At 71.6% G+C, this 24,947-nt stretch carries 20 protein-coding genes; 3 read left to right on the plus strand and 17 right to left on the minus strand.

The window, feature by feature from the left end; translation table 11 throughout:
- Nucleotides 1-88 precede the first annotated feature (88 nt).
- Nucleotides 89-1,399: a GNAT family N-acetyltransferase gene (locus tag ACIPJY_RS13550; protein ID WP_400461546.1), complete on the plus strand. Its 1,311-nt coding sequence runs from the start codon at nucleotides 89-91 to the stop codon at nucleotides 1,397-1,399.
- Between the two features lie 233 nt (nucleotides 1,400-1,632).
- Here the strand turns inward: ACIPJY_RS13550 and ACIPJY_RS13555 are convergent, their stop codons facing one another.
- From ACIPJY_RS13555 to ACIPJY_RS13580, 6 genes are all read right to left on the minus strand, one after another.
- Nucleotides 1,633-3,162 carry a C40 family peptidase gene (locus ACIPJY_RS13555; protein WP_400461544.1) on the minus strand — a complete coding sequence of 510 codons (1,530 nt, stop codon included), beginning with the start codon at nucleotides 3,160-3,162 and terminating at the stop codon, nucleotides 1,633-1,635.
- 135 nt (nucleotides 3,163-3,297) lie between these two features.
- Nucleotides 3,298-4,296, minus strand: a complete 999-nt coding sequence (locus ACIPJY_RS13560; RefSeq protein ID WP_400461541.1) for an ABC transporter permease — start codon at nucleotides 4,294-4,296, stop codon at nucleotides 3,298-3,300.
- Nucleotides 4,293-5,231 carry an ABC transporter permease gene (locus tag ACIPJY_RS13565; protein WP_400461538.1) on the minus strand — a complete coding sequence of 313 codons (939 nt, stop codon included), beginning with the start codon at nucleotides 5,229-5,231 and terminating at the stop codon, nucleotides 4,293-4,295. The genes ACIPJY_RS13560 and ACIPJY_RS13565 overlap by 4 nt, the downstream gene beginning before the upstream one ends.
- Nucleotides 5,228-6,913 carry a dipeptide ABC transporter ATP-binding protein gene (locus ACIPJY_RS13570; RefSeq protein WP_400461535.1) on the minus strand — a complete coding sequence of 562 codons (1,686 nt, stop codon included), beginning with the start codon at nucleotides 6,911-6,913 and terminating at the stop codon, nucleotides 5,228-5,230. Before ACIPJY_RS13570 ends, ACIPJY_RS13565 begins: the two co-directional genes overlap by 4 nt.
- Complete coding sequence (locus ACIPJY_RS13575; RefSeq protein WP_400461532.1) at nucleotides 6,910-8,577, minus strand: ABC transporter substrate-binding protein; 1,668 nt, start codon at nucleotides 8,575-8,577, stop codon at nucleotides 6,910-6,912. Before ACIPJY_RS13575 ends, ACIPJY_RS13570 begins: the two co-directional genes overlap by 4 nt.
- Before the next feature lie 624 nt (nucleotides 8,578-9,201).
- The gene (locus ACIPJY_RS13580) at nucleotides 9,202-10,479 is read right to left on the minus strand and encodes an MFS transporter (RefSeq protein WP_400461529.1); all 1,278 of its coding nucleotides are present in this window, start codon (nucleotides 10,477-10,479) and stop codon (nucleotides 9,202-9,204) included.
- Nucleotides 10,480-10,534: 55 nt separating this feature from the next.
- Between ACIPJY_RS13580 and ACIPJY_RS13585 the strand changes: the two genes are divergently transcribed.
- Nucleotides 10,535-11,491: a helix-turn-helix domain-containing protein gene (locus ACIPJY_RS13585; protein WP_400461526.1), complete on the plus strand. Its 957-nt coding sequence runs from the start codon at nucleotides 10,535-10,537 to the stop codon at nucleotides 11,489-11,491.
- A gap of 83 nt (nucleotides 11,492-11,574) precedes the next feature.
- Here ACIPJY_RS13585 and ACIPJY_RS13590 read toward each other — a convergent pair whose 3' ends face one another.
- From ACIPJY_RS13590 to ACIPJY_RS13620, 7 genes are read right to left on the minus strand one after another with little or no spacing between them, the layout of a single operon-like run.
- Nucleotides 11,575-12,273 carry an SDR family oxidoreductase gene (locus tag ACIPJY_RS13590; protein WP_400461523.1) on the minus strand — a complete coding sequence of 233 codons (699 nt, stop codon included), beginning with the start codon at nucleotides 12,271-12,273 and terminating at the stop codon, nucleotides 11,575-11,577.
- The gene (gene solA, locus ACIPJY_RS13595) at nucleotides 12,270-13,478 is read right to left on the minus strand and encodes an N-methyl-L-tryptophan oxidase (protein WP_400461520.1); all 1,209 of its coding nucleotides are present in this window, start codon (nucleotides 13,476-13,478) and stop codon (nucleotides 12,270-12,272) included. Before solA (ACIPJY_RS13595) ends, ACIPJY_RS13590 begins: the two co-directional genes overlap by 4 nt.
- A 26-nt stretch (nucleotides 13,479-13,504) precedes the next feature.
- Nucleotides 13,505-14,689, minus strand: a complete 1,185-nt coding sequence (gene solA, locus ACIPJY_RS13600; protein WP_400461518.1) for an N-methyl-L-tryptophan oxidase — start codon at nucleotides 14,687-14,689, stop codon at nucleotides 13,505-13,507.
- Nucleotides 14,686-15,831 (minus strand): N-methyl-L-tryptophan oxidase, encoded by a 1,146-nt coding sequence (gene solA, locus ACIPJY_RS13605; protein ID WP_400461516.1) that lies wholly within the window; start codon nucleotides 15,829-15,831, stop codon nucleotides 14,686-14,688. Before solA (ACIPJY_RS13605) ends, solA (ACIPJY_RS13600) begins: the two co-directional genes overlap by 4 nt.
- Nucleotides 15,831-16,634: an amino acid ABC transporter ATP-binding protein gene (locus ACIPJY_RS13610; RefSeq protein WP_400461513.1), complete on the minus strand. Its 804-nt coding sequence runs from the start codon at nucleotides 16,632-16,634 to the stop codon at nucleotides 15,831-15,833. The genes solA (ACIPJY_RS13605) and ACIPJY_RS13610 overlap by 1 nt, the downstream gene beginning before the upstream one ends.
- Nucleotides 16,631-17,428 carry an amino acid ABC transporter permease gene (locus tag ACIPJY_RS13615; protein ID WP_400461511.1) on the minus strand — a complete coding sequence of 266 codons (798 nt, stop codon included), beginning with the start codon at nucleotides 17,426-17,428 and terminating at the stop codon, nucleotides 16,631-16,633. Before ACIPJY_RS13615 ends, ACIPJY_RS13610 begins: the two co-directional genes overlap by 4 nt.
- 9 nt (nucleotides 17,429-17,437) lie before the next feature.
- Nucleotides 17,438-18,268, minus strand: a complete 831-nt coding sequence (locus ACIPJY_RS13620; RefSeq protein ID WP_400461508.1) for an ABC transporter substrate-binding protein — start codon at nucleotides 18,266-18,268, stop codon at nucleotides 17,438-17,440.
- A 150-nt stretch (nucleotides 18,269-18,418) separates the two neighbouring features.
- Between ACIPJY_RS13620 and ACIPJY_RS13625 the strand changes: the two genes are divergently transcribed.
- Nucleotides 18,419-19,351, plus strand: a complete 933-nt coding sequence (locus ACIPJY_RS13625; protein WP_400461505.1) for a LysR family transcriptional regulator — start codon at nucleotides 18,419-18,421, stop codon at nucleotides 19,349-19,351.
- A gap of 36 nt (nucleotides 19,352-19,387) precedes the next feature.
- Here ACIPJY_RS13625 and ACIPJY_RS13630 read toward each other — a convergent pair whose 3' ends face one another.
- The 4 genes from ACIPJY_RS13630 to ACIPJY_RS13645 are packed head-to-tail and all read right to left on the minus strand — an operon-like array spanning nucleotide 19,388 to nucleotide 24,679.
- Nucleotides 19,388-20,656: a D-arabinono-1,4-lactone oxidase gene (locus tag ACIPJY_RS13630; RefSeq protein WP_400461502.1), complete on the minus strand. Its 1,269-nt coding sequence runs from the start codon at nucleotides 20,654-20,656 to the stop codon at nucleotides 19,388-19,390.
- 11 nt (nucleotides 20,657-20,667) lie between these two features.
- Complete coding sequence (gene araA / locus ACIPJY_RS13635) at nucleotides 20,668-22,188, minus strand: L-arabinose isomerase (protein ID WP_400461499.1); 1,521 nt, start codon at nucleotides 22,186-22,188, stop codon at nucleotides 20,668-20,670.
- Nucleotides 22,185-22,901, minus strand: a complete 717-nt coding sequence (locus tag ACIPJY_RS13640) for an L-ribulose-5-phosphate 4-epimerase (RefSeq protein ID WP_400461496.1) — start codon at nucleotides 22,899-22,901, stop codon at nucleotides 22,185-22,187. Before ACIPJY_RS13640 ends, araA begins: the two co-directional genes overlap by 4 nt.
- On the minus strand, nucleotides 22,898-24,679 hold the full coding sequence (locus ACIPJY_RS13645; protein ID WP_400461493.1) for a xylulokinase: 1,782 nt from the start codon (nucleotides 24,677-24,679) through the stop codon (nucleotides 22,898-22,900). Before ACIPJY_RS13645 ends, ACIPJY_RS13640 begins: the two co-directional genes overlap by 4 nt.
- Nucleotides 24,680-24,947 lie beyond the last annotated feature (268 nt).

Raw genomic sequence — 24,947 nt, forward strand, 5'->3', positions numbered from 1 at the left:
GCATCCTGACAGGGTCGGTGCCCGGACGGCGGCGGCGTTACCGAATCGTTCGCGTCGTCCGTTCGATCCCCACCGGTAGGGTCGGCACGTGGCTCAGATCAACGACGACTTCACCGACCGCTTCGACCTGCGCGAGTTCACCCCGGGCACCGATGCCGACGGGGCACCGGACGCGCGCACGGCCGCCTGGCTGGAAGCCGTCGCCATGGGCTTCCACGAGAACACCGGGTCGCCGGAGAACGCCGCCAGGATGGCGTCGTACTTCGTGGCCGACCAGGAGACCTTCCTCGGCGTGTACGTGCGCGAACCCCTCGCCGGCTCCGTCGACGAGACCTGGCCCGCCGGCACGTTCACCTGGTTCCGCAAGGCGCTCAGCTGGGGTGACGGGTCGGCCGTGGACACCCAGGCGATCTCCGCCGTGACGGTCCGCCCGACCGAACGGCGCCGTGGCATCCTCCGCGCGATGATGACGCACGCGCTCACCCGCGGTGCCGAATCGGGCTACGCGATGGCATCGCTCACCGCGTCCGAGGGCACCATCTACCGCCGCTTCGGCTTCGGCAGCGCGATCCGCGAACGCGCGGTCAGCGTCCGCCGGAACCGGGCGCTCCCCTTCCTGGCGCCGACGTCGGGCACCGTGTCCGTGGTGCCGCTCGCGTGGCTCGCGGACGGCGTCGGCAAGGACGTCTTCGCGCGCTTCCACGAGCGCACCCCCGGGTCGATGGTGCGGAACACCGGGACGTGGCCGGTCGTGTTCGGCGAGTTCACCGGCGACGGCGAGAAGGCGAAGGACGTCCGCGCCGCCGTGCACCGGGCGGAGGGCTCCGACGTCGTCGACGGGTACGTGACGTGGCGCGTCAAGCAGTCCGGTGCGGACACGGCCGTCGAGATCGTGGACCTGGTGTACGCGACCGACGCCGCGTACCTGTCGCTCTGGGAGTTCCTGCTGTCGATCGACCTCAACGACGTCGTGAAGTACAACCGCTCGCGGCTGGACGACCCGATCGTCGCGGCGCTCGGGGACAACCGCGCGTACGACGTCGACCACGAGGAGGACCACGTCTGGCTCCGGGTGCTCGACGTCGCGGCGTCGCTCGGGTCGCGGCCGTACGCGGTCGACGGCTCGATCGTGCTCGAGGTCTCGGACTCGCTCGGGTTCGCGGCGGGGACGTACCGGCTCGACGTGGTGTCCGGCGCGGGGACGGTCATGCGGGTGTCCGACGTGCCGGTGGACGTCGCGCTCGACGTGGCGGACCTCGGGGCGCTGCTGCTCGGGTCGGTGTCGCCGGTGACGCTCGCGGCGGCGGGGCTGCTGCGCGCGGCGGACCCGGCGGCGCCGGTGCTGCTCCGGGCGATGCTGCTGCCGGCGCGGACGCCGCACGGGATCACGTACTTCTGAGGGGCGGGGGCGCGGCGCGCGGCTGCGCGGCTGCGCGGCTGCGCGGGCTGCGCTCTCGCACAACCAAAAGCACCGCGAACCACGGATTCCCGTGGTTCGCGGTGCTTTTGGTTGTGCGGCGCCAATCGGCGCCGCGGTGGCGACGCGGCGGCGCGGCGGCGCCGCGCCGGCCGCGCCGGCCGCGCCGCGGACCGTCCCGGAGGGACGGCCCGCCGCGCGTCACCAGATCGACGTCACTGCGCGAGGATCGCCGGGCTCGTGCCGGCCTTCATCCCCACGGAGAACGCCGTCGCGGAGTCGTCGTTCGTGACGGTCCACAGTGCGTTCGTGTTCGTCTCGACCGCGACGACGTACCCGCTCCCGACCGAGGCGATGGCCGGGCTCGTGCCCGCTGCCATGCCGATGTCGAACGCGGTGGCCGCCTTGCCGTTGGTGATCGTCCAGAGCTTCCCGGTGTTGGTCTGCGCCGCGATGACGTAGCCGCCACTCGAGATCGGCAGGATCGCCGGGCTCGTGCCCGCCTTCATGCCGACCGAGAACGACGTCGCCGCCTTCGTGTTCGTCACACTCCACAGGTCGCCGGTGTTCGTCTGCGCCGCGATGACGTAGCCCCCGCCGGCGGTGGCGGTGATCGCCGGGCTGGTCCCGGTCATCATGCCGATCCCGAACGAGGTGGCCGCGTTGGTGTTCGTCACGCTCCACAGGTCACCCGTGCTGGTCTGTACCGCGACGACGTACCCGCTGCCGACCGCCGCGATCGACGGACTCGTCCCGGCCTTCATGCCGATGTCGAACGCCGTGGCGGCCTTGGTGTTCGTGATCGTCCACAGCTTGCCGGTGTTCGTCTGGACCGCGATGACGTACCCACCGCCCGCGGTCGCGATGATGGAGGGACTCGTCCCGGTCTTCATCCCGACCGGGAACGACGTCGCCGCACCGTCCGAGGTGATGCTCCAGAGGCTCCCGCCCTGCGCTTGGAACGCCGTGACGTACTTGCCGCCGGGCAGCGTCGCCATCGCCGGGCTGGTGCCGGCCGCGACGCCGACGTCGTAGGCGGTCGCCGCGTTCTTCGCGGTGATGCTCCAGAGCTTGCCGGTGTTGACCTGCGCTGCGCTCACGTACGAGGTGTTGGACACCGTGGTGCCGCCGGACCCGGAGCCGGTCAGCGACCCAGTCGGCCGGCCGACGACGTCGAGGAGTTCCTCGCCCGGCTCGGACCACAGGGTCTGCTCCTTGACGCCCTCACCCGGAGCGGCTGCCGCGACCATGTACCCGTTGCCGATGTAGATGCCGTCGTGCAGGAAGTTGCCACTGGTGGAGCCGTTGCTCGTCCAGAACAGGATGTCACCCGGCTGCGCTGCCGACCGTGCCACCAGGTGGCTCTTCAGCGCGTTGTACTCGTCACCGACGACCGGGCGTGACGCCCCGTTCGACAGGTCGATGCCGGCCTGCAGGTAGGCCTTCCAGACGAGTCCCGAGCAGTCCCAGGCACTCGGGCCGTTGCCCCCGAGGGCGTAGTACGTGCTCGAGTTCGGGCCACCGTTGCTGGTGCTCCACATGCTCTCGGCGTAGGCGATCGCGCTGTTCGCCTGCGCGGACGGCCCTCCGCCCGTGTTGAGGCCGGGCTGCCCGGCGAGAGCGGGAGCAGCTGTCCCGATCGCGGCGACCACGGCGACCGCGGCGACCGCGATCGTGATGAACCTGTTCCTGGTCCGGAGACGGACCGACCGCGACGTGTCGCGGTCCCCCTTGGTGTTGTCCACGATCGAACTGTTCACCTCGGTCTCCCGGGGCGACAAGTCCTCCGTTCTGCGGACACCGCGGACGATCCCGCCAACCAGGCGGGGAACGGCGGTGAACGTGTGGGGAGTCTCAGCGACGGCGCGCGGGAAGCGCACCTACGCCCGGCGCCGCACCCGCGGGTCGACGAAGGCGTAGACGATGTCCACGATGACGTTCGCCGTCACCACGAGGAACGCCGAGAACAGCGTGAACCCGACGACGACCTGCAGGTCGAGCGTGTGCACCGCGTCGATGAGCAGCGCCCCGAGGCCCTGCATCGAGAACACCTTCTCGGTGATGACCGCCCCGCCGAGCAGCGACCCGAGGTCGAGCCCGAACAGCGTCACCACGGGCAGGATCGCCGTCCGGAGCCCGTGACGCACGATCACCTGGCGCTCGCGGATGCCCTTCGCGCGGGCCGTGCGGACGAAGTCCTGCGACATCGCCTCGAGCATCTCGCCACGGGTCAGCCGCGCGTAGATCGCTGCGCTGATGAACGCCAGGACGCACCACGGCAGCACCAGGTGCGTCACCCACCCGACGGGGTCCTCGGTGAAGGGCACGTACCCGCTCGTCGGCAGGATCCCGAGGACGAACCCGAACAGCAGGATCCCGAGCAGCCCGACCAGGTACGACGGCGCGGAGACCCCCGCGACCGCGATGCCCATCACGGTGCGGTCGAGCGCCGAGCCGCGGCGGAGTGCCGATGCCGCTCCCCCGGCGACCCCGGCCACGAGCCACAGCACCGCGGCCCCGACGGCGATCGAGGCGGTGACGGGCAGGCGCGTGACGATGAGCGAGGTGACGCTGTCGTGCAGCTGGAACGAGTACCCGAAGCACGGCGCCGCGCACTGGATCGCGGAGACGCCGCTGCCGAAGGTCCGTCCGGTGAAGATGCCGCCGAGGTACGCCAGGAACTGCGCGATCCAGGGCTTGTCGGTGCCGAGGAACGCCTGGACCTCGCGCAGCCGGTCGGGCGTGCACGGCTTGTCGCAGATCGCCCTGGCGGGGTTCGTCGGCAGCAGCATGAACAGCGCGTAGGTCACCGCGGCGACGACCAGCAGCACGACGACGGCGCCGAGCACACGGAAGAGCAGGAATCGGAGCGTGCTCACCGGGAGCCTCCTCGTGGGTCGAGTGCGTCGCGCAGGGCGTCGCCGAGGACGTTGAACGCCAGCGTGATGACGAACAGCGCGGCACCGGGGAACACGAGGTACATCGGGTCGGTCTGCACCCAGCCGATCGCGTCGCCGATGCTCCGCCCCCACGACGGCGTCGGCGGGGTGACGCCGACCGCCAGGAACGACAGCGCGGCCTCGGCGCCGATCATCGACGGGATGGAGATCGTCGCGTAGACCGTGATCGTCGCGGCGAGGTTCGGCAGCAGCTGGGTCCGGATCACGTGCCACCGTCCGGCGCCGAGCGCGGTGGAGGCGACGACGTAGTTCCTGGTACGCAGCGACAGCGTCTGGCCGCGGATCACGCGGGCGACGGACGGCCAGCCGAAGAACCCGATGACCAGGACGACGAGCAGCGGCTTCGGGAACGACGTCGGGACGATCGCGGTCAGCGCGATCATGAACACCAGCGACGGGAACCCGAACATGACGTCCACCACGCGTGACACCACGCGGTCGTACCAGCCTCCGAAGAACCCGGTCGTGACGCCGACGAGCACGCCGATCACGATCGACGTCGCGGTCGCGGCGAGCCCGATCCCGAGCGACGTCCGCGCACCGTACGTCACGATGGCGAACAGGTCGCGCCCGGTCAGCGGCTCCACGCCGAACCAGTGCGTCCCGCTCACCCCGCCGAGCGACCCACGCGGGGCGCCGAACGAGTTGAGTGCGTTGATGTGGTACGAGTACGGGTCCTGTCCGCTGATCGCGGCGATCACCGGGGCGAACACCGCGACGACCAGGAAGACCACGATGACGATCGCCGAGACGACGGCCCAGCGGTCCTGACGCACGCGCCGGACGACCGCGCGGAAGCCGGTCGAGCGTCCGGCCGACGCGGCGACGGGCCGCTCGACGACGTTCGCGGTCACGAGGCACCCCCGACGAGCTCGCGCCACGCCTCGCGGCGCGACGCCTGACGGGCGGGGTCGGCCACGGGAGCGGCGGCGAGCAGCGTGCGTGTGTAGTCCTCCTGCGGGTCGTCCAGGACGGCCTCGGTGACGCCGCGTTCGACGACGCGTCCGTCGTGCAGCACGACGACCTCGTCGGCGAGCTGGCGGACCACCGCCAGGTCGTGGCTGATGAGCAGCATGCCGAACCCGAAGTCGTCCTGCAGTGCGGACAGCAGGTCGAGCACGGCGGCCTGCACGGTCACGTCGAGTGCCGACGTCGGTTCGTCGGCGATCACCAGGGCGGGCCGCAGGGCGAGGGCACGCGCGACCGCGACGCGCTGGCGCTGCCCACCGGAGAGCTCGTGCGGGAAGCGTTCGGCCCAGGTCGGGTCGAGCTGCACGGCGTCGAGCAGGTCGCGGACCCGCACCGCACGGTCGGCCGGCGACGAGCCGTGCACGAGCAGTGGCTCCGCGATGCTCCACCCGATGGTCTGCCGCGGGTTCAGCGACGAGGCCGGGTCCTGGAAGACGATCCCGACGCGACTGCGGATCTCACGCAGCCGTCGTCCGCGGGCGGTCCGGAGGTCGCTGCCGTCCACCTCGACCGAGCCGCCGACGACCGGCACCAGGCCGGCCAGCGCCCGCCCGATCGTGGACTTGCCGGAACCGGACTCCCCCACGAGCCCGAGGGTCGCGCCGGCACGGAGCTCGAAGTCGATGCCGGAGACGGTGGGCGCACCGCGACGGTCGTAGCGGACGCTCACGTCGCGCAGACGCGCGACCACCGGACGGGAGGCCGGGGTCGCCTCCGCGACGGAGGCGCGGCCCTGCGAGCCGGCCGCGTCCAGAGCCGCTGCCGGCTTGGCGGGGGCAACCCGAGCCTCCAGGCTGGGAACGGCTGCCAGGAGTGCGCGCGTGTACGCGGCCTGCGGCGCTGCGAACAGCGCGTCCACCGCACCGTGTTCGACGGGTTCGCCGCGGCGCATCACCAGGACCTCGTCCGCGACGTCCGCCACCACGCCCATGTCGTGCGTGATGAGCAGGACCGCCAGGTCGCGCTCCCGGCAGAGCGTCCGCAGCAGGTCGAGGATGCCGGCCTGCACGGTCACGTCGAGTGCCGTCGTCGGCTCGTCCGCGATCAGCGCGACCGGGTCACCGGCGAGCGCCATCGCGATCATCGCGCGCTGGAGCTGTCCTCCGGAGAGTTCGTGCGGGTAGGCCTTCCGGATGCGCGCGGGGTCGGCGAGGCCAGCGGACCGCAGCAACTCGTCGATGCGTGCGGACACCCCGGCTCGGTCGAGCCCGCGGGGGTGCGCCCGGACCGCCTCGGCGATCTGCGTGCCGATCGACAGGACCGGCGTGAAGGAGTTCATCGGCTCCTGGAAGACCACGCCGATGCCCGCACCCCGGACCGTGCGGAGTTCGTCCACCGACGCCCCGACGAGCTCGGCACCGCGGAACCGCACGCTGCCCGAGACACGGGCCTGCGGCGGCAGCAGTCCGAGCACGCTCATGGCGCTGACGGACTTGCCCGAGCCGGACTCCCCCACCAGGGCGAGCACACGACCGGGGGTCAGGTCGAAGGAGACGTCACGGACGACGGGCTCCGCGTCACCGAACGCGACGCGGAGCCCCTCGACCTGCAGGATCGGATCCGTCACTTGCCGAGCGAGACCTTGAGGTAGTTCGGGTACGCCGGGAAGTCCGCGATCTGGAAGTTCTGCACGTTCGACCCGGCCAGGAAGGACTGCTTCGCGTAGATCAGCGGGACGACGGGTGCGTCTTCCATGATCTTCTTGTCCGCCTGCGCCCACAGCTTCTGCGCCGCGTCCTGGTCGACCGTGCCCGTGGCCTCGTCGATCAGCTTGTCGACGTCCGGGTTGCTGTACTGCGAGACGTTGTAGCCGCCGTCACCGATCTGCGACGAGTCGTAGAGCGGCTGGATGTTGGCGTTCGCGCTCGGGAAGTCCGGCTGCCAGCCGAACAGGGCGAGGTCGTAGTCGCTGCCGTTCGTCGCGTCCGTGTAGAACGAGTCGGAGTCCTCCGGCTTCAGGGTCACCGTGATGCCGGCACGCCTCAGGCCGGACTGCAGCGCCTGGGACTCGGCGAGCGACGAGGGGTCGTTCGGGGTCAGGAGCGTCAGCTTCAGGTCGGTCGCGCCGGCCTCCTGCAGGAGCGACTTGGCCTTGGCGACGTCGCCGGTGGCCTTCGTTTCGTAGAGGTCGTAGTCCTGCCGCCCGGCGATGCCCGGCGTGATCAGGGTCGACGCGTACGTGCCGGCGAGGGCGCCGCCAGCGGCGATCCGGTAGGACTTCTTGTCCACGGCGTACTGCAGGGCCTGGCGGACCTTGAGGTCCTTGAGCGACCCCTTCTGGGTGTTGATCGCCATGTACTGGATGGGGCCGGCCTTCGAGGTCGCGAGGCGGTCCTGCGCCGACGGGTTCGAGCGCACCTGGTTCAGTTCGGCAGCACCCAGGTAGGTGGCGCCGAAGGAGTTCTTGGCGTCGCCGTTGTCGGCGATCAGGGTCTGCGTCACGGTCGAGGGGTCCTGCGACTCCTTGAAGACGACCTTCGACGGGCCGGCCGTGCGCACCGAGTCGGTCTTCGCGCTCCACGACTTGTTCCGGACCAGGGTGATCTGCGAGCCCTGCTGGTTCGACTGCACCTGGTACGGGCCGCTCGCGACCGGCTTGGCGTCGTAGGCGCCGGTGTCCGTGCCGTCACCATCGGGGACCGGCGCGAACGCCGGCATCGACACGAGCCACGGCCAGTCGCCGTACGCCGCGTTCAGCTTGAAGACGATCGTGGAGTCGTCGGGGGTCTCGATGCTGTCGAGGCTCTTGCCGTCGAACGGGCCCTTGTAGGTGTCACCGCCGACCAGGAGCGACTTGTGGTAGCTCAGGCCACCCGTGAGGGTCGGCGCGAACGAGCGCTCGATGCCCCACTTGATGTCCTTCGTGGTGATCGCCGTGCCGTCCTGGAACTTCAGCCCCTTCTTGAGGTGGTACGTCCAGGTCTTGCCGCCGTCGCTCGAGTCACCGGTGTTCGTCGCGAGGTCGGGGACCACCTTGGCGGTCTTGCCCGGCTCGACGTCCCACGCGGTCAGGCGGCGGAGCACCAGGCCGAGCGTCGTGATGTTGAGGTTCTGGCTCGTCGCCGGGTCCAGGTGCACCGCGGTCGCCGTCGTGAGGATGTTCAGCGTGCCGCCCTTGGACGTCGCGCTCGTGGCGTCGTCCGAGGCGCCGCCGCCCGAGCAGCCCGTCAGGACCAGTGCTGCTGCTGCGGCCACGGCCGCGGTGATGGTCAGGCGCTTCGGGCGTCTCATGACGGGGGTGCTCCTCGTGGGTTGGTGCTGCTGTGCTGCTGTGCTGCTGTGTGCTGCCGTGCTGCTGTGCTGCTGTGCTGCTGTGCTGCTGTGGCGGCGTCCATCCTGGCACCGGCTGGGGACACCGGGCACACGGGCAGGACGCACGACGAAACAATCCAAGTCGCCTGTTACGGCCGGGCATTCCCGATCCACCGCGGCCGGACTGATACTGCAGTTTCGGTAGGCTGCTGAGCGGGACCGGTGACACCGCCGGATCGTGGGCCCCAGGGCGAATGCGTGAAGCCCGGGACTGCAGGAACAGTCCCGGGCTTCGATTCGCTCTCCGAGTGGAAAGCCAGGGGAAACGACACTTCCCCCGAGTTCTTCGCTCGGGTGCAAGCGTAGCCGACCCCGGTCGGCTCCACACCCCTGGCCCACTGCTCCTCGTGTCCGCCGGCGACGACACCAGGAGGTACTCGATGTCGAACGACGACGAGCGCCGGCCCAGGCGTCAGGTGCCGTGGTTCGGGATCGCGAGCTTGCTCGTGACCCTCGCCCGGTTCCTGTACGACGTCTCCCGCAGGGGCCAGTGACACGGGTGGCCGCGCCGCAGCCAGCGGCGCGGCCACTCCTCGTCGTCGCTCAGGCCGGTGCGCGAACGGCACGACGGGCGATCGCGGCGGTGCCGAGCGCGGAGGACAGGAACACCACCGCGAGCACCGCCCACCCGAGCGTCCCGAGGTCGATCGCGGTGAGCGTGACGACAGCCGGAGCGACCATCGCACCCACCGCGTACCCGGTGCCGTACACGCCCTGGTACGCCCCGACCCGGTCCGCCGGTGCCATCTCGAAGCTCAGGCTCCACCCCGCCGCACTCGACGTGATCTCCGCGAGCGAGTGCGCGACCGCGGCGACGACGAGCACCGCTCCGGCGATCGCCGCTGGCAGCCAGTCGTCGCCCCGCACCCAGCCGGCGGCCGCCCAGAGCCCGCAGGCCAGGGCCATCAGCCACCCGGCGTGGCGCATCGCCCGCGCGGCGCCTCCGATGGTGCCGGTTCCGCGGGCCATCCGGACCTGCAACGCGATGACGACGGCGGTGTTCACCAGCAGGAGCGGCGAGACCAGGACGTCGGGCGCGACGGTGTGCCCGACGACCCAGAGCGGCACGGCGACCTCGAACAGCCCGAACTGGATGCCGAACACCCCCGTCAGTGCGGTGACGCCGAGGAAGCGGAGGTCCCGGTAGGGCGACTGCCCGCCGTGGTCCGGCCGGACGATCGACCCCGTCTCGGTCCGCTCGGCCCGCGCCGCGTCCACCCGCAGCGCCGGGAGCCCGAGCAGCATGAACGCCGACGCGACGAAGAGCACACCCGCGGCGACCATGGTCACCCGGTACGCCGCCCCGGTCCCGACGGCGAGCGGGATCGCCGCGAACGCCGTCCCCGTGGCGATCCCGATGTTCGTGACCGTCCGCATGGTGGCCCGGACGCGGACCCGCTCGCCACCCGGGAACGCGCGCCCGATCGCGGCCGACCGCACCGACGAGCCGCCCTGCTGCGCGAGGGTCACGATCGACGCCGTCACCACCAGCGTCGGCAGGTCGCGCACGAGCACGTACCCGACCAGCGCGAGTCCCTGCACGAGGTGCAGTCCGACGAGCATCCGCCGCGAGCTCCAGCGGTCCGCGAGGTGGCCGAACCCGAGCGAGCTGACCACCCCGACCGCACCGGCGACGGTGAGCCCGAGACCGACGGCCACCGCGGGGATCCCGACGATGGTCGTCAGGTACAGCGAGGTCAGGGTGAAGAACGCCCCACGGCCGACCGTGTCCACGAGGGTGACGACCAGCAGACGTCGGAGCGTCGCGTCCTGCTGGACGAGACTGCGGATCGGGACCTCGGGGGTTGCGGTGGTGCTCACCGTCCCTTTCTCGCCGATCCGGGCGCATGGACGAATCGATGTAGCCTCGGGCTTCATGATCCGGTACCAGCTCGAGGCGTCCGACGTCTCGACGATCCGGTTCGGCATCTCGCCGCTCTCCGAACTCGGCCTGGGCCTGCGGGCGTTCCGGGACCCCGAGCGCTACCCGCTGCAACGGCCGTGGCTCGACGGCATCGCCGCCGTCCGACCGCTCCTCGACGACGAGGTCCTGCTCGGGCTGGTCGACGAGCGCCGCTGGGTCGCCGACTTCGTGAACCCGCGTCCGGAGTCGCCGCTGACGTCGTTCGACGACGAGCTCGTCGCCCTCGGTCGGATCTCCAGAGCGCGTCTGCACGGGGACCTCGAGCGTGTGCACGGGACGGTCCCCGCGGTCTTCGCCGGGCGCCACGACGCCGTCGTCGAACGGTTGCAGCACGCGTTGGCGACCGCGTGGCGGCTCTGCTTCGCGCCGTACTGGCTCCGGATGCGCGCGGTGATGCAGTCCGACATCACGCACCGCGGCCGGATCGCAGCGCACGAGGGCGTCGGCTCCGTGCTCCGCGGGCTCGCCGAATCCGTACGGTTCGACGGCCGGAACCTCGACGTCCGGCTCTCCAGCCCGATCGCCCGCGACCGCCCGGTGCTCGGCGAGGGCGTGACCCTGGTGCCGTCGATCTTCGTCGTCCGGGCGTCCACCCCGATCGACGACGACCTGCCGCCTACGATCATGTACCCGGCGCGGGGGCAGGGTGCGATGTGGTCGACCACGTCGCACCCGGACCAGAGCGCTGTTCGCGACCTGCTCGGCGGGACCAGGGCCGCACTGCTGCAGGCCCTCGGCGAGCCGGCGTCGTCGACGGACCTCGCGATGCGGTTCGGGGTCTCGACGTCGGCCGTCAACCAGCACCTGCGCGTGCTCGAGCGCAGCGGCCTGCTCAACCGGACACGGTACGGCCGGGCGGTCCTGTACTACCGGAGCGACCTCGGGCAGGCGCTCACCCGGGTGACCTAGCGCGGCCCGACCGCGGCCGGCGGCGGACCGGACGGGAGGCCCGGCTCGGCCCCGTCCGCCCGGTCGCCTCTGCGGACGCCCGCTCAGGCGCGCAGCGTCGGACGGATCGAGATCGTCTCGAACTGCGCTTCGTGCGGAGCATCGACGGCGACCCGGACCCCGGCGGCGATCGTCTCCGGCTGCACGTACGACTCGTCAGGCCCCTCCCGCCCTGCCTCGCGCCGGATCGTCCGCGCCATGTCGGTGTCGACGAACCCCGGGTGCACGGAGACGACGCGGACGCCGTGCTCGCGCTCCTCCTCCCGCAGGCAGTCGGCCATCGTGCGGAGCGCGAACTTCGTGCCCGAGTAGACGGCGCCGTCCGGGTACGAGAACATCCCGGACCCGGAGTTGAGGAACACGACCGTGCCGTGCGCCGCGCGGAGTGCCGGGAGCAGCCGCGTGGTGAGGTCGGCGACACCGAACACGTTGACCTCGAACGACCGGCGCCAGTCGTCGCGCGTGAACGTGTCGAACCGTCGCTCGTCGGCGATGCCCGCGGAGTGCACGAGGACGTCGAGCCGGTCAGCCCCGAGCGTGCTGACGGCAGCGGCGACCGAGTCCCCGTCGCCCACGTCGCAGACGAAGGGGACGACGTCGGGCAGCTCGTCGACGAGACCGGCGAGCGCCCGCGCCGACCGGGCTCCGACGACCACGGTGTGGGTGCGCGCCAGGTCACGGGCTATCGCGAGGCCGATGCCTCGCGATGCTCCGGTGACGAGCGCGACCGGTCGCGCGCTCACACGCCGACCGGCGCCACGGACCCCGCGTGCACCGTCCCTGCGTCGACCGCTGCCCCGTTCGCGAACCGGTCCGGGTCGAGGAAGTCGATGGCGGTGTACGGCGTCTCCCCCACGGCGATCTGGGCGAGGAGCTCACCCACCCCGGCGGCGTGCTTGAAGCCGTGCCCGTGGTCCCCGCCGGCGATGAGGAGGCGCGGGTCCCCGGCAGGTCGTCCGACCAGGAACTGCCCGTCCGGTGAGTTCGTCACCATGCACGGGATCGCCTTGACCGGCACCGGGTCGATCTCCGGGAACGCGTCCGCGACCCACGACGAGAGCTGTTCGATGTCGTCGCGCGGGTGGATGTACCGGTCGACGGTGTCCGCGTCGGTGTCGGCGAAGTTCTCGCCGGAGTCCTCCATGCCGATCTTGACCAGGTAGTCCTCGTCGGAGCCGTGCCCCCAGAGGTGCCGGCCGTCGGGGAGTTCGTGGATGAACGCGGGGAACGCGTCGAGGGAGAACGACACGGACGCGTCGTCCTTCGGCTTGAACCAGTACAGCGGTGTGCGACGCGGGCGGAGGGGTAGTCCCGGCACGAGCTTGCCGTTCCAGGCGCCGGCGGCGACCACGGCCTGCGCCGCCTCGATCACGACGGTCGGGGTGGTGACGCGCACCCCGCCGTCGACGAGCTCGACCGCAGTGACGCGGGTGTCGGTGAACACCCGGGCGCCGAGCTCGATCGCCGCTTCGCCCTGCGCACGGACGTTCTTCTCGGGGTAGCAGATGCCGGCTCCGGGGTCGAGCACGCCGACGGTGTCCTCGGCGGTGCCGCCGTACTGCGGGAAGTCGCGGAGCAGCTCGTCGTGGTCGAGGTGCGTGACGTCGAGACCGGCGCGTGCCGCGGCGGCCGTGACGCCGGAGACCGGGCGGGACGAGGGCGCACCGGTCGACAGGCAGCCGGTCTGGCGGACGTAGGTCTCGCCGGTGGTCTCGCCGAGCGCGGTCCAGAGCTCGAGGGACTTCTGCGCGATCGGGGTCAGGCCGGGGTGCTCCTGGCAGGCGATGCGGAACAGCCGGGTGGCGCCGTGCGAGGAGCCCATGTGGTGTCCGAGTCCGTACCGGTCGACGCCGACCACGTCGACGCCACGTGCGGCGAGACGCCACAGTGCCGCTGATCCGAACGCGCCGAGTCCGACGACGACGACGTCGGTGGTGATGGTCTCCATGGGGTTCCTTTCGAGGGGGTGCTGGATCAGCGGCTGACCCGGCGGCCGAAGCGCAGGCGGTCGGCCGCGGTGACGTTGACGGCGAAGCGGGAGGGGTCGAGGAAGTCGGCGGGCAGGTCGGTGCGCCCCGTCGTCGCCAGGTCGGCGGCGACGATGCCCATCGCGGGGGCGAGCTTGAAGCCATGTCCGGAGAAGCCGCCGAGGACGGTGACGCGGTCGTCCCATCCGAGCGGTCCGACGAAGGCGTCGTGGTCGGCGGTGTAGCCGTCCATGTACACGCCGGCGCGGACCACCTCGGGGACGACCCCGGGGACGAGGGTGCGGATCGCGTCCCGGACCTCGTCGAACAACGCGTCCGGGGGTGTGCGGTCGAGGAGGTCGGGGTCGGCGACCCGGTCCCACCCGTTGTTCAGGCCGATCTTGACGGTGGCCCCGTCGATCGAGGGCCAGCCGGAGATGTCGAACCCGTCGGACTGGCGGACGAAGATCGGGAACACGTCCTCGGTGAAGCGCTCCGGCGTCGCCGTCGGGAACCAGGTCATGACGATCCGGATGACCTCGTGCAGGGGTGTGATGCCCGGCAGGAGCTGGGACGTCCAGACGCCGGCCGAGACGATGAGGCGGGGGAACCGGAACACGCGTTCGTCCGTGTGCACCTCGACCGCGGCGTCGGTCATCCGGATCTCCGTCACGCGGGCCCGTCGGTGCACGACACCGCCGAGGCGCTCGGCCTCGGACGCGGCGAGCGCGACGGCGACCTCGGGGCGCAGGTACCCCGACTCGTGGTCGAGGTACGCGACGTCCCCGGTGCGGACGGCGTGCTGCGGGTACCGGCTGCGGAGGGCGTCCGTGTCGAGGAACTCGTGGTCGATGCGGTGCTCGTCGATCGACCGGCCGACGGCGTCGAGGAACGCGGATCCGTCGGACCCGATCATCAGGCCGCCGGTCATGTGGAGCAGCCGCACGCCCGTGTCGGCGCCGAGTCGCTCCCACTCGGCGCGGGACCGGCGCAGGAGCGGGACGTAGTGGCTGCCCTCGAGGTACGCGGTCCGGAACAACCGGGACTCACCGCCGGCACCGGACCGGTCGTGTCCGGGAGCGAACTGCTCGAACCCGATCGCCGAGACGCCGCGCCTGGCGAGCTGCCACATCGTCTGCGCCCCCATGGTGCCGACGCCGACGACACCGACCTCCGCGTCGAACCTGGTCATCGGAGCGTCGGGTTCCGTGCGAAGCGGTCCGCGCGGAACCGGCCGACCGGCAGCGCGGTCTCCCCGGTGAGCGCGAGGTCGGCGGCGGCGCGGCCGATCACGGGCGACATCTTGAAGCCGTGCCCGGAGAACCCGGCCAGCACGACGATGCGGTCGTCGCCGACGGTGTCCACGATGAAGTCGTGGTCGGCGGTCCAGGCGTCGACCTGCACGGCGTGCCGGACCGCGGCGGGGACGGCGTCCGGCACGTAGCGGCGCACGTACTCGTCGACGACGGGGACGAGCTCGTCCGGCATGCGCTGGTCGAGGTCGTCGGCGTTCGCGAGGTGGTCGAGCCCCGCCGCGAGGCCGACCTTGACGGTCGCCCCGTCGGTGGTCGGCCAGATGCAGAAGTCGAGGCCGGCGTCGCGGCACACGAACGGGAACCGGTCGGCGGCGAACCGTGCCGGGTGGCGGACCGGGTACCAGTGCACGGCGATCGACTGGACGTCGAGCCGCGGCAGTTCGATGCCCCCGACGTGGTTCGACCAGGCTCCGGCGGCGACCACCACACGGTCGAACGGGAGGCGCGCCCCGCTCGCCGTGACGACGGTCACCTCGGTGGGCCCCGGCTCCACCGCGACCACCGCGTCGCCGACGCGGAGCACCGATCCACGGTCGGTCGCGGCGCGCGCCGCGGCGGAGACGGACACCTCCGCTCGGATCACGCCGGACCGCTCGTCGAGGACGGCGATCTCGTCGTCGTCCATGACGGTCTCGGGGAACCGGCCACGAGCCTCCGGGCCGGTCAGCACCTCGTGCGGCAGGTCGTTCTCGGTGACCGACGCGACGACGCCACGCATGAAGGCGGACTCCGGCCGACCGATCATCAGGCCGCGCGTGAGCGTGAGCAGGTCGAGACCGGTCTCCGCTTCGAGCGCTCGCCACTCCAGGAGCGACTCGGCGAGGAGCGGGACGTACTCCGGCCCCTCGGCGTACGCGCTGCGGAAGAGCCGGGTCTCGCCGCCGGCCGCGCCGAAGGCGTGCCCCGGCGCCCAGCGGTCGAAGCCGACGGCGTCGACCCCGCGCCGAGCGAGCTGCCAGAGCGTCATCGCGCCCATGGTGCCCGTCCCGACGACGGCGACGCGGGGTCCGCGCGGCATCAGAGGACCTTCGACAGGAACCCGGCGAGCCGCTCGGACTCGGGGCGTTCGAACATCGTCGCGGCCTCACCCTGTTCGACGATCCGGCCCTGGTCCATGAAGACGACGTGGTCGGCGGCCCGGCGGGCGAATCCCATCTCGTGGGTGACGACGAGCATCGTCATGCCGGCGGTCGCGAGCCCGGTCATCAGGTCGAGGACCTCCTTCACGAGTTCGGGGTCGAGGGCACTGGTCGCCTCGTCGAAGAGCATCACCTCCGGTCGCATCGCCAACGCCCTGGCGATCGCGACGCGCTGCTGCTGGCCGCCGGAGAGGCTCGCCGGGCGGAAGTCGCGCTTGTGGGCGAGTCCGACGTCCGCCAGCGAGCGCACCGCGCGGTCCCTGGCTTCCTCGACACCGAGTCCGCGCACCTTCCGGAGCGGCAGGACGATGTTGTCGAGGACCGTCTTGTGCGGGAACAGGTTGAAGTGCTGGAACACCATGCCGACGCGGCTCCTGAGGCGATCCGGGTCCCCCGTCGTCATGTCGTCGCCGTCGAGCAGGATCGTGCCGGCGGTCGGTTCCTCGAGCCGGTTGACGCAGCGCAGCAGCGTGGACTTGCCGGAGCCCGACGGGCCGATGATGCAGACGGTGTGGCCGGGTCGGACGGCGAGGTCGACGCCGTGCAGCACCTCGTTGGCACCGAAGCGCTTGGTGATCCCGCGGAGCTCGAGTCCGGCGCCCCGGATGTCGCCGACGAGGTCGGTGACCCCGGTGTCGATGCCGGGCGTGGTCGTGCCGTTGGTGGGCGTGGTCATGGTCATCCGTCCTGTCCGATCGTGACGGCTCCGGCAGGAGCGGTGGCTGGGGTCCCCGAGGACCGGGGTCCGCCTTCGTCGCTCGCGTCGACCGCGGCGCGGCCGGTGCGGAGACGGCGGTCGATGACGTTCACCAGGTGGGTGAGGGGCACCGTGATGAGCAGGTAGAAGATCCCCGCGGTGACGAGCGGCGAGAGGTTCGCGTAGGTGACCGCGGCGTCTTGTCCGACCCGGAAGAGCTCGCGCTGCGAGGTCACCAGGCCGAGGAAGTACACCAGCGACGAGTCCTTGACGATGGCGATGAACTGGTTGACGAGCGCCGGCAGCACCCGCCTGATGCCCTGCGGGATGACGACCAGCCGCATGGCCGGGCCGTAGCCCATGCCGAGCGCCCTGGCCGCCTCGAGCTGGCCCTTGTCGATGCTCTGGATGCCGGACCGGAAGATCTCCCCGATGTAGGCGCCGGCGATCAGGCCGAGGGCGAGGATGCCGAGCGGGTACGGGTTGCCCTTGGTGATCGGGTTGAACAGCGGCGCGAGCCCCTGCCCGAGCACCAGGATCGTGAGGATCGCCGGCAGGCCGCGGAACACGTCCGTGTAGATGCCCGACAGCACCCGGAGGGTACGGCTGCGGGACACGGCGAGTGCCGCGAGGCCCAGGCCGATGACGATGCCGACGACGGTCGCGGCGGCGGCGAGCAGGAGGGTGTTCCAGAGCCCGTACCCGAGGATCTCGGGGACGACGACGAGCATGTCCGGGACGTTGAAGAACGACTGCAGGAGTGTCTGGAGCTGGTCCATGGTCGCGGCCTACTTGTCGGTCGGCTGGAACTGGTCCGGCACCGGGGCGTCCGGGTAGTACTGCTTCTCGATCTTCAGCCACTCACCCGACGCGATGATCTCCTTGATGGCCTTGTTGATGCCCTTCTTCAGCGCGGGCTTGTCCTTGTGCATGCTCATCGCGACCGGGTACTCCGGCAGCTCGATGTTCACCGGCATCTCGATCGAGTCGTCCTTGTCGACGAAGTCCTGGGCGATCGGGTAGTCGAGGAACACGGCGTCGATGCTGCCGGCCTGCATGGCGGCCTTGGCGGCGTTGTTGTCGGGGTAGCGGACGATCTGGACGCCGGGGAAGTGGTCCTGGGCGTACTGGTCCTCGAGCGTGCCCTGCATCAGCCCGAGGCGCTTGCCCTTGAGCGACGAGGCCTTCTCGGTGATCGTCGACCCGGACGGCGTGATGATCGAGATGTACCCGATGAAGTAGGTGTCCGAGAAGTCGACCGACTTCTTGCGCTCGGCGGTGACCGACGTACTCGCGGCGGCGACGTCGAGCGAGCCGGCGGCGACCGCGGGCAGCAGCGTGGAGAACTCCTGCTGCACGAACACCGGCTTGAGGTCCATGTGCTTCGCGATCGCGGTGGCCATGTCGACCTCGAAGCCCGTGAGCTTCCCGTTCTCGGTGTAGGCGTAGGGCTTGGCGTCGCTGAGCGTGCCGATCTTCAGCGTGCCGGCGGTCAGGGTCCCGTAGTCCTTCGAGGATCCGGACGTCGAGGCGGAGGAGGTCGTGGAGCAGGCCGTGAGCCCGACGGCGAGGGCCGCGATGACGGCGACCGCGGCGGCCTTGGAGTGGGTGCGTCGCATGGTGACTCCTGTGCTGGGGAGGATGGGTGGGGCGGGCAAAATCACCGTAAGCGACGCAAGCGCCCGAAAAACGTTCGGAAATAATTTAGTAACACGACCTTTACGGCGTCGTATCGCAAGTCCGTGGAATTACCGTGCGACCATCAGGTCATGGAACTGCGCGATCTCCGAGCGTTCACGGCGGTCGCCGAGGACCTCTCCTTCAAGGACGCCGCCGCCCGGCTCGGCATGAGCCAGTCGGCGCTCAGTCAGTCGGTCTCGCGGTTCGAACGAGAGCTCGGGGTGTCGCTCTTCGAGCGCGGCCAGCGGCGCGCACCGGAGCTCACCCCGCAGGGCCGGGTCCTCGCCGCGCAGGCGAAGGCGCTGCTCGACCACGCCGAGCAGGTCGAGGCCTCGGTCGTGGACGAACCGACCGCGACGGTGCCGCTCAAGGTCTCCTCGATCTCGTCGACCTTCGCCGGCCTGGTCCCGCGCGTCGTGCCGCGACTCCGAGCCGCGATGCCGGACGTCCGCGTCTCACTGATGAGCGTCTTCGACACCCACGTCACCCGCGCGGTCCTGGAGCACCGCGTGGACTTCGCGTTCGGACGGCTCTCGGAAGCACCGGAGGGTGTCGACTTCTCGTTCGTCGCGCACGAGCCGCTCGTCGCCGCCGTGCCGTCGACGCACCCGCTCGCCGCCCGCGAGCGCATCGTCCTCGTGGAGCTCCGCGACGACCCGTTCGTGCTGTTCCACCGCGACGAGGGGATCCCGGGCTACGACGCCATCGTCAGCGCCTGCGTACGCGCCGGGTTCTCGCCGCAGATCCGGACGTACTCCCTCGACGACGTCGCGATGCTGTCGTCCATCGCGTGCGGCCTCGGCGTGTCGCTCATGCCCTACGTGTCGACGCTGCACGCCTTCGACGGCGTCAGCTATATCCCGGTGACCGACGAGCACGCCACCACGCCGCTCTCGGTGCTCCGCCGGCAGCACGACGGTCTCGTCGCGGCAGACCGGCTCCTGGAACTGGTGCACGACGAGATGCGCACGCTCGCGGCGCGCGAGGTGGCGCGCGGCAACCGCCCGCCCCTGGTGCCGTAGGCACCGCCGACGGACGGGAGGCCCGGCTCGCCTCCGTCAGGACAGCACGCGCTCCAGGAACGGGTTGCGGAACCGACCCGTCGGGTCGAGTTCCCGGGCCACCGCAGCGAACTCCGACAGGTGCGGGTACGCCTCGTGCAACCGCTCCGGCGTGGCCGCCGAGACCTTCCCCCAGTGCGGCCGCGGGTCGAACGGCGCGAGCACGTCCTCGATCCGCACGACCGCCGCGGCGACGGCCTCGGCGTCCCGCCGGAAGGTGAAGTGGATGCCGACCGACTGCCGCTCCGACGACGGGGCGAGCCACGCGCTGTCCGGCGCGATCGTGCGGACCTCGGCGGCGATGAGGATCGGGGCGAACAGGTCGGCGAGCGGCCGCAGCGCCCGGAGCGCCGGGACCGCAGACCCTGCGGGGACCAGGTACTCCGCCTGGATCTCCGCACCGGTCGAGGGCGAGAACGTCGACCGGAAGTGCGGCAGCCGCTCGGACCACGGCCCGGGGACGCCGCCCTGCTCGGTGACACTGGCGGCGTCGTTCTCGCCGGGGTGCACGGCTTCCGTGGCACGACGCGCCCCGAGCGCGACGAGGTCGACCGAGGGCGCGGGTTCGTCGACGCGGTGCTTCGTCCAGACCTGACGCGCTCCGCGGTCGTCGAACGACGTGAACATCGACACGGAGTACGCGGACGACATCACCGCGTCGAACTCGGCGAAGACGGCGTCCCACGGCAGGTCGAGGTGCACGGTCGTGGCGACCTGGAACGTCGGCTCGATCGCGAGCTCCACGGCGGTCACGATGCCGAGCGCCCCGAGTGCCACCCGGTGGGCGTCGAGCCGGGTGTCGGGCTGGTCCGCCGACACGTGGACCACGTCACCGGACGCCCGGACCACGTCCGACCCGACCACCGCCTGCGCCAGCGAGGGGTTCCGCGTACCGGAGCCGTGCGTGCCGGTGGCGACGGCCCCGGCCGTGGAGATGTGCGGCAGGGACGCGAGGTTCCCGAGGGCCCAGCCACGAGCCTCCAGGCCGGCGGCGACCTGGGCGTGCGTCATGCCGGCGGCGACCCGGACCACGCGGCGGGCGGTGTCGATCTCGAGCACCTGCGGCATGTCGATGAGCGACACCTGCACGGCGTCGGTGTCGGCGATCTCGTTGAACGAGTGCGTCGACCCCAGCGCCGTCAGGCGCGGCGTGACGCGGACCAGCTCCTGGACCTCTGCCACAGAGGTGGGGCGCGCCAGCGACGACGCCCGGTAGGTGAGGTTGCCGGCCCAGTTGGTGCGCTGCGTCGCGATCACGTCGCTCATCGTACGGACCCTCAGAACCCGCGGTCGAGACGGTGCCACGTCTGCTGGCCGCGCACCTCGTCGCGGAACCCACGGGACGTCGTGTGCTCGTCGATCACCAGGAACTCGGTGCCGAGCATCGTCGCCAGGTCCTCGACCACCTGCAGCCCCACGGCCGTCGTCATGACGGTGTGGTGCGCGGCGCCGGCGGTCAGCCAGGCCTCGGCGGCGACGGGGAACGACGGACGCGGCTCCCAGACGGCGCGGCCGACCGGCAGCTTCGGGAGCGCCTCGGTGGGCGGCACGACGTCGACGACGTTCGCGGTGAGGCGGAAGCCGTCGCGGGTGTCCGAGAGCGCGACCACGACGGCCTCGCCGGAGTCGGCCGTGAAGACCAGGCGCACCGGGTCGTCCTTGCCGCCGATGCCGAGCGGGTGGATCTCGAGCGTCGGCGTCGCGCTGGTCAGCGTGGGCGAGACCTCGAGCATGTGGGCGCCGAGGATCTTCTCCGCACCCGGGGTGAGGTCGTAGGTGTAGTCCTCCATGAGCGACGCGCCACCGGGGAGCCCGGCGCCGGCGACGTTCATCGCGCGGACCAGCACCGCGGTCTTCCAGTCGCCCTCGGCGCCGAAGCCGTAGCCATCGGCCATCAGGCGCTGGACGGCCAGGCCGGGCAGCTGCTTGAGCGCGCCGAGGTCCTCGAAGTTCGTGGTGAACGCGGCGCTGTCGTTCTGCTCGAGCAGGGCCCGGAGGCCGAGCTCGATGGCGGCGCCGTCACGGAGCGCGCTGTGTCGGTCGCCACCGTCGCGGCGCAAGGACGGGTCCACGTCGTAGTCGCGTTCGTACGTGGCGACGAGCTCGTCGACCTGGTCGTCGGTCGCCGCCGCGACGGATGCCGCGAGGTCGTTCACCGCCCAGGTGTTCACCTGCACGCCGAGCTCGATCTCCGCCTCGGTCTTGTCGCCCTCGGTGACGGCGACGTAGCGCATGTTGTCGCCGAACCGGGTGAGCTTGAGCGTGCGGATCGCGGCGGCACCGGCGGCGGCGCGGCTCCAGTCCGCGACGCGCTGCTGCACGCGCTCGTCGGACACGTGGCCGATGGCGGTCGCGTGCCGGACGCCCATGCGCGCCAGTGCGTACCCGAACTCGCGGTCGCCGTGCGCGGCCTGGTTCAGGTTCATGAAGTCGAAGTCGATGTCCGCCCACGGCAGCGCGACGTTCGCCTGCGTGTGCAGGTGCAGGAGCGGCTTCGTCAGCGCGTTGAGGCCGCCGATCCACATCTTCGCGGGGCTGAAGGTGTGCATCCACGCGGTGACGCCGATGACCCGGTCGTCCGCGCTGGCCTCGATCAGGGCGCGACGGATGCCGTCCGCGTCCTTGAGCACCGGCTTCCACACCAGCTTCACGGGCACGTGCGGCGCCAGTTCGGCGTGCACGGCGCGGCTCTGCGACTCGACCTGGCGCAGCGTCTCCTCGCCGTACAGGCCCTGGGACCCGGTGAGGAACCAGATCTCGTAGCTGTCGAGCGTTGCTTGCGGGTCCACCTGCGTCATCGCATGGCTCCTTCGGGGTTCTGTCCGTAGACGTTCTGGTAGCGATCGAAGAGTCGATCGATGTCTTCGGGGGCGATCGGCACGAGGTCGCCGCCTTGCTTGGCGATGTGCACGGTGCGCGCGACGTCCTCGCACATCACCGCGGCCTTGACGGCGTCCTTCGCGTCCTTGCCGATCGTGAACACGCCGTGGTTCTGCATGAGGACGGCCCGGGAGCGGTGCCCGGTGAGCGTCTCGACGATGCCGTGACCGATCGAGTCGTCGCCGATGATCGCGAAGGGGCCGACCGGGATCGGACCGCCGAACTCGTCGGCCATCGCGGTGATCACGCAGGGGATCTCCTCGGCGCGGGCCGCCCACGCGGTGGCGTACGTCGAGTGCGTGTGGACGACACCGCCGACCTCGGGCATGTTCCGGTACACGTACGCGTGCGCCGCGGTGTCCGAGCTCGGGCCGTGGGCGTTGCCCCAGCCGTCGGCGGGGACGCCGTCGAGCGTGCAGACCACCTGGTTCTCGGGCGTCAGGTCCTCGCTCGCGACGCCGCTCGGCTTGATGACGAACAGGTCGGTGCCGGGCACGCGCTCGGAGACGTTGCCGCCGGTCCAGATGACCAGGCCGTAGCGCACCAGCTCGCCGTGCAGGCGCGCGACGCGCGCGCGGGTGGTGGCCACGGCCTCCTGGATGGTGGGGTCGTGGTGGCTCGCGTCCGTCATCGGGTCGGCTCCTTCTCGGTCTGGGCCCCCGCCGCCGGTTCCGGGTCACCGCGCCAGCGGGGATCCGGCCGTGCCGGTGGGGAGAGGCTGGGTTCGGCCTGCGTCGTCGGGTCGCCCTGCGTGGGCGGCCGCGTTCCGGCCGTCGTCGGGTCGCCCTGCGTGGGCGCCCGCGTTCCGGCCGTCGCCGGCTGGGTCGCGGCGACGGCCGCGGCCTGCAGCGGGAGGCCGGCACGGAAGCGCTCGAGGTACGCGCGGAATCCCTCGACGTCGCGCTCGTCCGGGTCGGCGACGTGCACGGCGTCCCCGGCGAAGACGTGCTCCGCGAGGTACGTCGTCAGGTCGGTGTCGGCGGCGTGCCCGAGGTAGGCCGCGAGCACCGCGATCCCCCATGCCCCGCCTTCGCCGGCGGTCTCCTCGAGGGCGACGGGCACGCGGAGCGCCGCCGCGAGGAGACGTTGCGGGGTGCCGGGCGTGCGGAACAGTCCGCCGTGCGCGGTCATCCGGTCGACGCGGACGTCCTCGGTCGCGAGCACGTCCATGCCGATCGCCAGGGTCGCGAACGCGCCCTGCACCTCCGCGCGGACGAGGTTGCCGAGCGTGAAGTCGCTGCCGGCGCCGCGGACCAGGAGCGGTCGACCCGCGTCGACGTGCGTGACGGGTTCGCCGGCCAGGTAGTTGTAGGACAGCAGGCCGCCGGCGTCGGGGTCGGCGCGGTCGGCCTCGGCGAGCAGCGTGGCGTAGACGTCGTCGGTGTCGAGCGCGGGACCGCCGGTCCGTGCGTTCGCCGCCTCGGCGAAGCGGCCGAACACCCGGGCCCACGCGGCGATCTCGCTCGCGCCGTTGTTGCAGTGCACCATCGCGACGGCGTCCCCGGCGGGGGTGGTGACGACGTCGAGCTCCTCGTGCGGGGTCGCCATCGCACGCTCGAGGACGACCATCGCGAAGATGCTCGTCCCGACGCTCACGTTGCCGGTCCGGGGGGCGACGGCGTTCGTCGCGACCATGCCGGTGCCGGCGTCACCCTCCGGCGGGCAGAGCGGGACGCCGGGCTCGAGCGTGCCGGTCGGGTCGAGCCACGCCGCCCCCTCGGGCGTCAGCGTGCCGGCGTCCTGGCCGGCGACGAGCACCTCGGCCAGGAGTGGGCGGACCGGACGGCCGAGCAGCGCGTCGGCGGTCGCGAGCATCGCGGCGTCGTGGTCGTGGGTCGCCGGGTCGATCGGGAACGCTCCGGACGCGTCGCCGACCCCGAGGACGTTCCGGCCGGTCAGGCGCCGGTGCACGTACCCGGCGAGCGTGGTGATGCCGGCGACCTCGGCGACGTGGGGCTCCTCGTCGAGGACCGCCTGGTACAGGTGCGCGATGGACCAGCGCAGCGGGACGTTGAAGCCGAACGCCTCGGAGAGCCGTTCGGCCGCGGGCCCGGTCGAGGTGTTGCGCCAGGTGCGGAACGGGACGAGCAGCTCCCCCGCGGCGTCGAAGGCCAGGTACCCGTGCATCATCGCGGACACCCCGAGCGCTCGGAAGGTCGTCGGGCGGAGGCCGTACTGCGCTTCCACGTCGGCCACGAGGTCGGCGTAGGCGGCGCGGACGCCGGACTCGACGGCCTCGAGGGAGTACGTCCAGCGCCCGTCGACGAACTCGTTCTCCCACTCGTGCGACCCGCTCGCGACGGGCACCAGGTCCTCGTCCACCAGGACGGCCTTGATGCGGGTCGATCCGAGCTCGATCCCGAGGGTCGTGCGCCCCTCCGCGATGCCCTGTCGGCGGTCCTCGCCCATGCTGTCCTCCCGAGACTCCGTCGTCCGTGCACCCGGCGTGGGGTGAGCGCTCACATCCTGCCACGTGAGCGCTCACTCTCGCAACGCGCCCCGCCCCGCGGCGGGCGCGCGCCGCGCGACGCCGCGCGCCCCGCGACGCCGTCCGCTGAGATCGCACTTGGTGTCGCTTGCGCCGCCGAGCGGACGACACGTACCGCGATCTCAGCAGCGCGCGGGCGTGGCGCGGGCGGAGCGCGCGGCCACGGCACAGCATCGCCGAGCCTGCAGC

Origin of the sequence: Curtobacterium sp. NPDC090223 (assembly GCF_044746585.1) — a bacterium.
Lineage (GTDB): Bacteria > Actinomycetota > Actinomycetes > Actinomycetales > Microbacteriaceae > Curtobacterium.